Annotated in this window: 12 protein-coding genes; 9 read left to right on the plus strand and 3 right to left on the minus strand. The window is 71.3% G+C overall.

What is annotated here, in order from left to right:
• Positions 1–78 precede the first annotated feature (78 nt).
• From SZN_RS01360 to SZN_RS01390, 8 genes are all read left to right on the plus strand, one after another.
• Positions 79–747 carry an HAD family hydrolase gene (locus SZN_RS01360; RefSeq protein ID WP_007490804.1) on the plus strand — a complete coding sequence of 223 codons (669 nt, stop codon included), beginning with the start codon at positions 79–81 and terminating at the stop codon, positions 745–747.
• Between the two features lie 66 nt (positions 748–813).
• Positions 814–2,028 (plus strand): MFS transporter, encoded by a 1,215-nt coding sequence (locus SZN_RS01365; protein ID WP_043727406.1) that lies wholly within the window; start codon positions 814–816, stop codon positions 2,026–2,028.
• The gene (locus SZN_RS01370) at positions 1,979–3,151 is read left to right on the plus strand and encodes an acetoin utilization protein AcuC (protein ID WP_043727411.1); all 1,173 of its coding nucleotides are present in this window, start codon (positions 1,979–1,981) and stop codon (positions 3,149–3,151) included. The genes SZN_RS01365 and SZN_RS01370 overlap by 50 nt, the downstream gene beginning before the upstream one ends.
• Positions 3,152–3,242: 91 nt before the next feature.
• Complete coding sequence (locus SZN_RS01375) at positions 3,243–4,058, plus strand: phosphatase (RefSeq protein ID WP_043727414.1); 816 nt, start codon at positions 3,243–3,245, stop codon at positions 4,056–4,058.
• A gap of 129 nt (positions 4,059–4,187) precedes the next feature.
• Complete coding sequence (locus SZN_RS01380; protein ID WP_004984898.1) at positions 4,188–4,400, plus strand: helix-turn-helix domain-containing protein; 213 nt, start codon at positions 4,188–4,190, stop codon at positions 4,398–4,400.
• 156 nt (positions 4,401–4,556) lie between these two features.
• Complete coding sequence (locus SZN_RS38030) at positions 4,557–4,655, plus strand: 30S ribosomal protein bS22 (protein ID WP_003948845.1); 99 nt, start codon at positions 4,557–4,559, stop codon at positions 4,653–4,655.
• Between the two features lie 259 nt (positions 4,656–4,914).
• Complete coding sequence (locus tag SZN_RS01385) at positions 4,915–5,976, plus strand: NAD-dependent epimerase/dehydratase family protein (protein ID WP_007490811.1); 1,062 nt, start codon at positions 4,915–4,917, stop codon at positions 5,974–5,976.
• 14 nt (positions 5,977–5,990) lie between these two features.
• Positions 5,991–7,052: a lysophospholipid acyltransferase family protein gene (locus SZN_RS01390; protein WP_007490814.1), complete on the plus strand. Its 1,062-nt coding sequence runs from the start codon at positions 5,991–5,993 to the stop codon at positions 7,050–7,052.
• 78 nt (positions 7,053–7,130) lie between these two features.
• On the opposite strand, the gene SZN_RS01395 is transcribed toward SZN_RS01390, so the two are convergent.
• The 3 genes from SZN_RS01395 to SZN_RS01405 all read right to left on the minus strand — a co-directional run bounded on the left by SZN_RS01395 (position 7,131) and on the right by SZN_RS01405 (position 10,708).
• Positions 7,131–8,369, minus strand: coding sequence for a DUF5667 domain-containing protein (locus SZN_RS01395; protein WP_007490816.1), 1,239 nt, complete (start codon positions 8,367–8,369; stop codon positions 7,131–7,133).
• Between the two features lie 260 nt (positions 8,370–8,629).
• Positions 8,630–9,403, minus strand: coding sequence for an ECF subfamily RNA polymerase sigma factor, BldN family (locus tag SZN_RS01400; protein ID WP_007490817.1), 774 nt, complete (start codon positions 9,401–9,403; stop codon positions 8,630–8,632).
• A gap of 384 nt (positions 9,404–9,787) precedes the next feature.
• Positions 9,788–10,708 (minus strand): HAD family hydrolase, encoded by a 921-nt coding sequence (locus SZN_RS01405; RefSeq protein WP_078508360.1) that lies wholly within the window; start codon positions 10,706–10,708, stop codon positions 9,788–9,790.
• 120 nt (positions 10,709–10,828) lie between these two features.
• Between SZN_RS01405 and SZN_RS01410 the strand changes: the two genes are divergently transcribed.
• The gene (locus SZN_RS01410; RefSeq protein WP_078508350.1) at positions 10,829–11,116 is read left to right on the plus strand and encodes a glutaredoxin family protein; all 288 of its coding nucleotides are present in this window, start codon (positions 10,829–10,831) and stop codon (positions 11,114–11,116) included.
• The last annotated feature ends 77 nt before the right edge of the window (positions 11,117–11,193 follow it).

An 11,193-nucleotide genomic window follows, 5' to 3' on the forward strand; every position in this document is an offset into this window, starting at 1 on the left:
AATCATTGAGAAAGCCCCCGGCCCGGGGATACCGGCCGGGGGCTTTCTGCGTTTCAGGGACCGCATAGGCTTTTGGGTATGCGCTATGACCTCGTGATCTTCGACAACGACGGTGTGCTGGTCGACAGCGAGCCGATCTCCAATCGGCTCCTCGCCGCGTACCTCACGGAGCTGGGGCACCCGACGTCGTACGAGGACTCCGTCCGGGACTACATGGGGTCGGCGATGCACCGGATTCACGACCTGGTGCGGGAGCGGTCGGGGCAGCGGCTGCCGGCGGACTTCGACGACGTCTTCCACGCCCGGGTGTTCGCCGCCTTCGAGCGGGAGTTGAAGGCCGTCGACGGGGTCGTCGGAGTGCTGGAGAAGCTGGCCGGGGACGGGGTGCCGTACTGCGTGGCCTCGTCCGGAAGCCATGAGCGGATCAGGGTCGGCCATCGCACCACCGGGCTGCGGCGGTTCTTCGACGAGGGACGGATCTTCAGCGCACAGGACGTGGGACGCGGCAAGCCGGCGCCCGATCTGTTCCTGTACGCGGCCGAGCGGATGGGGGTGGCACCGCAGCGGTGCGTCGTCGTGGAGGACAGTCCGCTCGGGGTGCGGGCGGGCGTCGCGGCCGGAATGGACGTGTACGGGTTCACCGCGATGACGCCGGCCGGGAAGCTGAGCGGTGCCACCCGACTCTTCGCCGACATGGCGGAGTTGACCGACCTGCTCCTCTCGACCGGCGAGCCCGGGACCGGGTGAACTTGAGGCACATTCACCTTTGGCTGGATCTACCCACGGGTACGGCTGGGCCTTACGCTCGCCGCCATGACTGATGTGCTGCGGCGCGGCAGGGCCTCGCTGGCGTTCGGATTCTTCGCCCAGGGTGTCGCCTTCGCCCTGCTCGTGACCCGTATTCCGGCGATCCAGGACCGGTACGGGGTCTCCGACGCGCTGCTGCCCGCCTTCCTGGCCGCGGTGCCGATCCTGGCCGGGGCCGGGAGCGTGGCGACCGAGCGGCTGGTGCGGCGGGTGCCGCCGAGCCGGGTACTGCGATGGTCCCAGCCCGTCGTGCTCCTGGCGCTGCTCGGGGTCGGGGCCGGGCGGCGGATGGTCGAACTGGCCGTCGCGCTCGCCGTGTTCGGGCTGGCCGTGGGCGCTCTCGACGCCTCGATGAACATGCTCGGGGTGAGCCTCCAGCGGGCGTACGGGCGCAGCATCATGCTCAGCTTCCATGCCGCGTACAGCCTCGGCGGGATCGTGGGAGCCTCGCTGGCGTGGGTGGGCGCGCACTGGAGTCTCGCGCTGGCGGTGTCGTATCTGCCGGTCGTGGTGGTGCTGGTGCCGGCGGCGCTGGTGGCGAGCCGCTGGTACGTCGACGGGGACGGGACCGCCGCGGCGGCGGAGACGACCGCCGGTGAGCAGGGCGTCGTCTTCAAGGCGCTGCTGCCGCTGTGTCTCGTGATGACCTTCGCGTACATCGGGGACTCGACCGTCTCCAACTGGAGCGCCAAGTACCTGCAGGACGTGCTCGGCGGTTCCGAGCAGCTGGCGACCGTTCCCTACAACGTCTACATGGTGACGACGCTGCTGGGGCGGGCCATCGGGGACTTCGGGGTGCGCCGGTTCGGGGCCGTGGCCGTGGTGCGGGCGGGAGCCCTGGTGGCGGCGCTCGGGTTCGCGGTGGTGGCCACCGCGCCGGGCGCGTGGGTGGGGATGCTGGGATTCACGTTGCTGGGGCTGGGGTTGTGCGTGCTGGTGCCGCAGACGTTCGCGGCGGCCGGGCGGCTGTTCCCCGGTGCCTCGGACGCGGCCGTCGCGCGGCTCAACGTCTTCAACTACGTGGGCTTCCTGATCGGTTCGCCGTTGGTGGGGGCGCTGGGCGACGCGTGGAGCTATCGCGGGGCGATGGTGGTGCCCATGGTGTTGGTGCTGGTGACGCTCGTGTACGCCCGCTCGTTCGGCACCGCGCCGGACCTATACGGTGGCGGACATGAGCGGCCGCGCACAGCTGATGTGGGACGAGGCAGTAACGGGCTATGACTTCGGCCGGGACCACCCCATGGACCCGGTGAGACTCGGTCTGACCAGGAGCCTTGTCGACGCCTTCGGGCTGGACAAGGACCTGGACGTCGTCGCGGCGCAGCCCGCGGGCGAGTCGACCCTGCGGCTTGTGCACCGGCAGGACTACATCGAGGCCGTGAAGGCGGCCTCGGCGGAGCCCCGGGCGGCCGACCAGTCGTACGGGATCGGGACGGTCGACGATCCGGCGTTCGCGGGGATGCACGGGGCGTCCGCGCTGATCGCCGGGCAGTCGGTCGGGGCGGCCGAGGCCGTCTGGCGCGGGAGCGCGCTGCACGCGGTCAACTTCGCGGGCGGTCTGCATCACGCGATGCCGGGCGGGGCCTCGGGGTTCTGCGTCTACAACGACGCCTCGCTGGCCATCGCGCGGCTGCTGGAGCTGGGGGCGGAGCGGGTCGCCTACGTGGACGTCGACGTGCATCACGGGGACGGGGTGCAGGCGGCGTTCTGGGAGGACCCGCGGGTGCTGACGATCTCGCTGCACGAGCATCCCCGGACGCTGTTCCCGCAGACCGGGTGGCCGGAGGAGACCGGGGCCGGGCGTGCCGAGGGGTCCGCCGTGAACGTGGCGCTGCCGGCGGGGACCGGGGACGCGGGCTGGCTGCGGGCCTTCCACGCCGTGGTGCCGGAGCTGCTCGCCGACTTCCGGCCGCAGGTCCTGGTGACCCAGCACGGGGCGGACACGCACTTCGAGGATCCGCTGGCCCATCTCGCGGTGTCGCTGGACGCGCAACGGGCGGTGCAGGTGGCCTGCCACGAACTGGCGCACGCGTACGCCGACGGCCGGTGGATCGCGCTGGGCGGGGGCGGATACGCGGTGGTGGAGGTCGTCCCGCGGTCGTGGACGCATCTGGTGGCGATCGCCGCGGGGCGGCCGGTCGACCCCGAGGCGGTGATCCCGGAGGCGTGGCGGCAGGAAGTGTACGCGCGGACCCGGCAGTCGGGGCCGCGGCGGATGACCGACGGGCGGTGGCCCGTGACGTGGGAGGCGTGGGAGACGGGGTACGACCCCGCGGACCGGCTGGACCAGGCGGTGCTGGCGACGCGGAAGGCGGTGTTCCCGCTGCGGGGGCTGCTGGCGTAGGCGGGGGACCGCACGGCCGGTGTTAGCCCGACCGTGGGGTGTTCCTCCCGTGCCGTCCCCCTGCGGCGGTCCGTCCGGCAGCATCGGACGTGTGGTGGGTCGCGAAGCCCTGCGGGCGCATCTTCTTGCCGCCCGGCTGGCCGGGAGCGTGGATACTTCTCGTGAGCGGAGCCTGCGCAGCTACCGGCTGTTCGCGGCCCGGGACCCCCGGGTGCTGATCGGGCTCGATCCCGAACGGGCGTGGCGGCTGCGGGATCTGCTTGCGCTGATGGCCGAGAAGTGCGGTGTTTCAGCCGACTTGGGGTGTGTGTCCGGTCAAGATGTGATCGATCCTGAGCTGACTTTGACCGCCTTGGATGCCTTCGCCGATCGGCTCGGGGCCGCCGCACAGCGTGGCGAGCCGGTGCTGATCGGCACCGGGCACCCCCATCGGCTGCTCGGTTTCTACGCCGCTCTCGCGGACGCCCTGTCGTCGGCGGGATGTGCCGTCCTCACCCCCGCGTATGGTCGCCGTGTCGACATAACGACCCGGTTCGGCCTACGTACGCACCACCTCGTCTACGTACGGGGAGTCGGGTTGGTGCGAGAACCCGGCGCCGCCCGCCCCCGTGGTGAGCCCGGCGCACACACGCACTCACCGCTCCCGGTCCGTCTCGCGCTGGCGGCCGCGGCGGAGGCCGGCGGGCCGCTGCCCGCGCTGGTGATCGGGGACCACGGCTGGGTCTGCGGGGCAGGTCAGCTGGGGTTCGACGCCATGGGGCCGGCCGACACGAACGATCCCGCGCTCTTCGTGGGCGAGGCCGAGGGCTCCGTGTCCGTCGCCGTTCCCCTCGATGACGCTGCGCGGTCCGCTTACTACCGACCGCTTACCCGCTACGTACTCAAACGGGCGTGTCTGTCACAGTAAGACGCCGATGCCATCCCCTCTTCCCCACTCGCATCACCCGCACCTACATTGGGGAGTGAGCACGCAACGACGAAGAGTCACCGGGAGGGGAAGCCGGTGGCCGTCGAGTGCGGAAGGTTCAGGTGTGTCATGGCTGCAGCTGGCGAGAGGCCTCTGAACGAGGTTCAGTTCCTTACCGTGGCGGAGGTCGCCTCGGTGATGCGAGTGTCGAAGATGACCGTGTACCGGCTGGTGCACAGCGGTCATCTGCCCGCGATCCGGGTGGGGCGGTCCTTCCGTGTCCCCGAGCAAGCGGTTCACGAGTACCTCCGCGAGAGTTACGTGGGGGTGGAAACCGCCTGACGGCCGTGGGCGGAGGGTGCCCTCAGGGCTCGTCGGGGCTACCCTCCGCCTCCTCGATTACGACCTCAGCGCTCGGACGGGTAGGCTAGCCCCTCGTAGGTCGTGTGGGCCCATGGCGCCCAAACACCGAGTGATGAGAAGTGAGCGAGGGTAGTCGTGGGCTCTGTTATCAAGAAGCGGCGCAAGCGGATGGCCAAGAAGAAGCACCGCAAGCTGCTCAAGCGCACGCGCGTTCAGCGTCGCAACAAGAAGTAGGCGACGCCGCGCACGTCGGCGTGTCCGTGGCCCCCCACCGCAACCGGTGGGGGGCCACGCGTATGTGGCGGCCGGACGCGCCGAGGGACCGGCCGCCGTGCGTACGCACAGCCGGCGGGACTGCGCCGTCTGGTCCTACGCGGGCCGTTCCCGTCACGTCTCGCATCGGGCGGCCGCCACAGCGCGACACCGACCCGCTAAGTTGGCCGCACACGGGGAACCCGGCTTGGGTGCGAGGGCTGGAAGGAAGGCGCTGATCTTGGGCAAGGTCGTGCTCGTGACCGGAGCGGCCCGCCAACTGGGCGGCCGATTCGTACGACGGATCCAGCGGGACCCGCAGGTGGACCGGGTGGTCGCCGTGGACGCGGTCACGCCCGAACACCACCTGGGCGGCGCCGACTTCATCCAGGCCGACATCGGCCAGCCCACCATCGCCCGGGTACTGGCGGAGAGCGGCGCCGACACGGTCGTCCACATGGACGTGACCGGCATGGCGCTCGGCAGCGGCAGCCGGACCACGGTCAAGGAGACCAACGTCATCGGGACGATGCAGCTGCTCGGCGCCTGCCAGAAGTCGCCCACCGTGCAGCGGCTCGTGGTGAAGTCCAGCACGAACGTCTACGGGTCGGCGCCCCGCGACCCGGCCGTCTTCACCGAGACCACCCCGCCCAAGTCCCTGCCCAGCGGCGGCTTCGCGAAGGACGCCGTCGAGGTCGAGGGCTATGTGCGCGGGTTCGCCCGGCGGCGGCCCGACGTCGCCGTGTGCGTGCTGCGCTTCGCCAACATCCTCGGCCCCGCCGCCGACACCCCGCTCGCCTCGTACTTCTCGCTGCCGGTGCTGCCGACCGTGTTCGGCTACGACCCCCGGTTGCAGTTCGTGCACGAGGACGACGTGATCGAGGTGCTGCGCATCGCCTCGCACGAGCCCGCGCGCGGCACGCTCAACAGCGGCACCTTCAACATCGCCGGCGACGGCGTGCTGCTGCTGTCGCAGTGCTCCCGGCGGCTGGGCCGCCCCACCGTGCCGCTGCTGCTGCCCGCCGTGACCTGGGCGGGCTCCCTGGTGCGTACGCTGGGGATGTCGGACTTCTCGCCCGAGCAGATCCGGTTGCTCACCCACGGCCGGGTCGTGTCCACGGTCCAGATGCGGGAGACCCTCGGATTCCGGCCGGAGCACACGACGGCGGAGACCTTCGCGGAGTTCGCGCGCAGCCGGGGAGCGGGCCTGCTGCCGCCGGAGGCCCTCGCGGGGGCCGTCGACCGGATCGCCGCGCTGCCCGCCCTGGGCGGCGGTCACCTCCCGACGCAGAGCGCCAACTGAGGAGCGCATCAACGATGGCGGACGCCAAGGTCATTCCGTTCGACGACGACCGCTCCCGTGGGAGCGCCGCGCAGCGCCCGTCGCGGCGGCGCGGTACGGGGAGCCGGCGCACAACCGGTGAATCCGCGCAGGTGGGCGAGGTCCAGCCGCTGCCGGGACGGCCCCGCGCGCAGGATGATGTTCCTGTGACACATGAGGAGGAGCAGCGCCCCGCGGTGCCCCGGGACGACGACGGAGGCGGTCTGGAGCGGCGTGTCGCGAGCGGACTGTCCTTCCTGCGCCGCCGACTCACCGGGGACTACGAGGTCGACGACTTCGGCTACGACGAGGAGCTCACCGACCAGGTCCTGATGTCCCTGCTGCGCCCGCTGTACGAGAAGTACTTCCGGGTCGAGGTGAAGGGCGTGGAGAACATCCCGTCCGAGGGCGGGGCGCTGATCGTCGCCAACCACTCCGGGACGCTGCCGCTGGACGGCCTGATGATGCAGGTCGCCGTGCACGACCACCATCCGGCGGACCGGCATCTGCGCCTCCTCGCGGCGGACCTGGTCTTCATGCTGCCGGTCGTCAACGAACTCGCCCGCAAGCTGGGGCACACCCTGGCCTGCGCGGAGGACGCCGACCGGCTGCTCGGGCAGGGCGAGTTGGTCGGGGTGATGCCGGAGGGCTTCAAGGGCATCGGCAAACCCTTCGGGGAGCGCTACAAGCTCCAGCGCTTCGGCCGCGGCGGCTTCGTCTCCACCGCGCTGCGGCGGCGCACGCCGATCATCCCGTGCTCGATCGTCGGGGCCGAGGAGATCTACCCGATGATCGGCAACGCCAGGACGCTGGCCCGGGTGCTCGGAATCCCGTACTTCCCGCTGACGCCGACCTTCCCCTGGCTCGGTCCGCTGGGCGCGGTGCCGCTGCCCACGAAGTGGACGATCCAGTTCGGCGATCCGATCCACACGGACGGCTATCCGCCGGAGGCGGCCGAGGACCCGATGCTGATGTTCAACCTGACCGACCAGGTGCGGGAGCAGATCCAGCACACGCTCTACAAGCTGCTGGTGCAGCGGCGGTCGGTCTTCTTCTGACGACGTCCGCCCGCGGGTACGACGGTGGGGGCGCCCCATCGGGGGCGCCCCCACCGTCGTACGGCCGGTCCCGTGGGGTCAGCCCGCGTCCTCGCCCTCGATGCCGAGGCCGGGCAGCAGGCCCGGGAGCAGGGGCGGAAGGGTGACCGCGGGTTCGCTGCTCGGGGAGGGCGACGGTGAGGCGCCGGTGCTGCCGGTGGCCTTCGGCGGGTCGAGCAGACCCCCGGTGTTCCCGCCGAGCAGGCCGCCGCCGTCGCCCGCGGAGCCCTCGGCCGACTTGCTGGGGCCGCTGGAGCGCTTGCCGTCGGACGAGCCGCCGGCACTGGGGTGTGCCGACCGGCCGGTGCCGGACGTACCGGTGGAATCCGTGCCGGAGCCGCCGCGGCCCTTGCCGTCGCCGCCGGGCTGCGGGGACTTCGGCAGGAGCGAGCGCAGCGGGGCGACCTCGTCGTCTATGGCGTCGAAGACCGACGACACCCGGTCGCTGACGTCAACGAGCTGGAGGGGCAGTCGCTCGCGCAGGCTGCCCCATGCCTGGCGGTGCGAGCGGGAGAAGGTGGAGAGGGCCTGGATGGGCGCGAGGCTGCCGGGGTCGCGCTGGTACGCCTCGCGCAGCAGGCGGTGCCCCTCCGCGGCGTCGTGCTGCATGCCGGACAGGGCGCGGCGGATCTCGGTGAGCGACTCGTGGTCGAGTTGCCCGCCGCGGCCGCGCTCCATCAGCCGGCGGGCCTCGCTCAGGCGGATGGACGCCTGGTCGAGATAGGTGCGCCCGCGCTCGTCCTCGCCGTCGGCCAGGACGTTGAGCTTGAAGTCCTCGATGCCGCGCTTCAGGCCGTAGAGGGAGTCACCGGGCAGCGCGTCGCTGCTCGCGGCGGCCACTCCGCCGAAGGCGCCCGCGGCGACTCCCACGCTGAGCCCGCCCGCGGTCAGGCCCTTGGCCAGCCGCGAGCGCGGCCGCAGCTTGCCCAGGTGGGTCGCCCGGTGCGCGCCCCTGCCCCGCTCGGCACGCTGTCCGGGCAGTGCCGGACCCGCCTCGCCTCCCGCGGTGCCCTCCCGGAGCATGGCCTCCATCGCGGCCACGAGCTGGGCGCGATGGACGACCTTGACCTCGGGGTCGAGCTCCGGCCTGGGCAGCTCGCCGAGACTCGTGGCGAGCGCCAGCAGCCGCCCCTGCTCGGACTGCTCCGCGGCAGCCGGTGGCGGTGCCGGTCCATCGGGCTGCCCGGCCTCCTCGGCCGCCGGGCCCGGGTCGGTCCGCTCCTCCAGGGACTGGGCGAAGGCGTTCGCCCGCCGGTGCGCCGATACGTTCGCGATCACGGGCGGCACCTCCTCTCGTCATGACGGTCGACTCCCCAGGGGGTCCTGAGGGTTGCACCCCCTGATCGAATCCACACGATCGGGTGATCGAAGTGGGTCAGGGAGTGACCACAGGGAGCCTGCATCCCGCACAACGAGCGGCGCGGCACTTGGGTTACGGACGAAAGGCGAACGGACCGCGAAGTCAACCGACTTTCACTAAGGGTGAGTTGACCGTCGCGGAGAGTGTCGGCGTGTGGTGGGGGGGTTGGGGGGCGGGCTCAGCGCACGTCGTCCGGGAGCAGTCGGGCCAGGGTGCGCACGGCGCGGTACTGGAGGGTCTTGATCGCGCCCTCGTTCTTGCCCATGACCCGGGCGGTCTCGGCGACGGAGAGGCCCTGGAGGAACCGGAGGGTGACGCACTCCTGCTGCTGGGGGTTGAGCCGTCGTACGGCTTCGAGGAGGGCGGCGTTGGAGAGGGATTCGAGGACGGAGTCCTCGGGGGAGCGCTCGACCTCGTTGGCGTCGAGCATCTCGCCGGTGGTCACCTCCAGCCGGAAGCGGCTGGACTTGAAGTGGTCCGCGACCAGGTTGCGGGCGATGGTGACGAGCCAGGCGCCGAAGTCGCGGCCCTGCCAGGTGAAGGTGCCGATGCGGCGCAGGGCCCGCAGAAAGGTCTCACTGGTGAGGTCCTCGGCGGTGGCCTTCCCTCCGACCCGGTAGTAGATGTAGCGGTAGACGGTGTCGCTGTACTGGTCGTAGAGCCGTCCGAAGGCGTCGGCCTCGCCGGCCTGCGCCCGTTCCACCAGGTCCATCATGCGGCCGCCGTCGCTGTCCGCGGCGGGGCGGCGCGCGGTGGCCGCGCCGGTCGGGCGTCCCCGTCTGCCGACGGCGGCGCCGCTCTCGGCGAGTGCGTAGCACGGGCCGACGGGTACGGCGGTTACGGCGAGGGCGGGGACGGCGGACGCGGTGGGGACGAAGCCGCGCAACAGGTCGTGGACCGATGCGCGCAGCGTAGCCAGGCCCGAGGCGTCAACCCCGACGTGTGGGTACACGGGACTCCCAGAGGCAGAGCTTCCATCACGTGCAGTGCGGAACCTTTCACCCGTCGTGACGAAGGAGAGGTGCCGGAATGCGTCTGAGGAGAATAACGCTTCGTACAGGCCCTGCTACGCCCAGTTGCTCAAATCATCGATTGCGTCTCTTCTGTAACCGAATGACGGTCGATCAAGTGGCTAAGAGTGAGCGTTTGTTGAACGAATATGTTCGTGTTCCGGCTTACTCCGGGGCGTCTTGTGGCCGTGTCCAGCCAACCTGACTGGACAGGGGGTTACGGGGGTAGTGGACGCGTTTCGGGCGGTGCACCCGGGCGTGGTCACCACACGGCGTCAGCCCGTCCCCAGAGGTCGGACGGGCTGACGGCGGTGGGAGCGGGCGTACTACCGGCGGCGCCGGTGCATGGCGATCGCCGCGGCCGTGCCGCCGGCCACCGCGCCGACCCCCGCCGCGGCCGGGATGCCGACCTTCGCGGCCTTGCGGCCGGTGCGGTAGTCGCGCAGCCGCCAGTCCAGCCGGCGGGCGTGCTTGCGCAGCTTGGCGTCCGGGTTGATGGCGTAGGGGTGGCCGACCAGCGAGAGCATCGGGATGTCGTTGTGCGAGTCGCTGTACGCCGCGCAGCGGCCGAGGTCCAGGCCCTCCGCCGCGGCCAGCGCGCGCACCGCCTCCGCCTTCGCCGGGCCGTGCAGGGGCTCGCCGACGAGCTTGCCCGTGTAGACCCCGTCCACCGACTCCGTGACCGTGCCGAGGGCGCCGGTCAGGCCGAGGCGGCGGGCGATCACCGTGGCGATCTCCACCGGGGCGGCGGTCACCAGCCACACCTTCTGGCCCGCGTCCAGATGGGCCTGCGCCAGCGCACGCGTGCCCGGCCAGATCCGCTCGGCCATGTACTCGTCGTAGATCTCCTCGCCGATCGACTGGAGCTCCGCGACGCGGTGGCCCTGCACGATCGACAGCGCCGACTCGCGCGCCTCCTGCATGTGCTCGGGGTCCTCGACGCCGGCCAGCCGGAACCACGCCTGCTGCCAGGCGAACCTGGCGAGCTCGCGGGTCTCGAAGAACTTCCGCTTGTACAGCCCGCGCCCGAAGTGGAAGAGGGCGGCACCCTGCATCACGGTGTTGTCCAGGTCGAAGAACGCGGCGGCCTCCTCGTCGCCGAGCACCGGGAAGACCGGCGCGGCCCGGGAGACCTCCGTCGCCTCCTGTGACGACTTGCGCGCTGCCTCCGCCGAGGCCTCGCCAGCCAACACGCTCCGCGCCGTGGCGGAACGCCTACGGGGAGTGAGCCATCCAAGAGCGGCCATGACCGTGAGCATAGCCATTCTGTTCGGTGGTCCCGGAGCCGAGAGGTTCGAAGGCTGTGAACTCTCCGCGACCGGTCGGTTAAGGGGTGCGCCCGGCCGCGCGTCCGCCGGGGCGGGACAATGGCCGGCATGAGTCCCCTCTTCCGCCGCGCCCCGGCAAGACCGCCGCAGGACCGGCTCGTGACGCTCATCGGCAAACCGGACTGCCACCTGTGTGATGACGCACAGCGGGTGGTGGAGCGGGTGTGCGCGCAGGCCGGGGTGCCCTGGGTGTGGAAGGACATCACGCAGGACCCCCGACTCCACGACCAGTACTGGGAGCAGATCCCGGTCGTCCTCGTCGACGGGGCCCAGCACACCTTCTGGCGGGTGAACGAGGACCGCCTCCGCAAAGCACTGACCGAGTAGTCCAACCGCGCGAAAATCGGCTTAGGATCGACGGCGACTTGGTCTCGGGGGCGGGCATCGTTGAGGAGAGTGTGCGG

Origin of the sequence: Streptomyces zinciresistens K42, assembly GCF_000225525.1 — a bacterium.
GTDB classification, from domain to species: domain Bacteria; phylum Actinomycetota; class Actinomycetes; order Streptomycetales; family Streptomycetaceae; genus Streptomyces; species Streptomyces zinciresistens.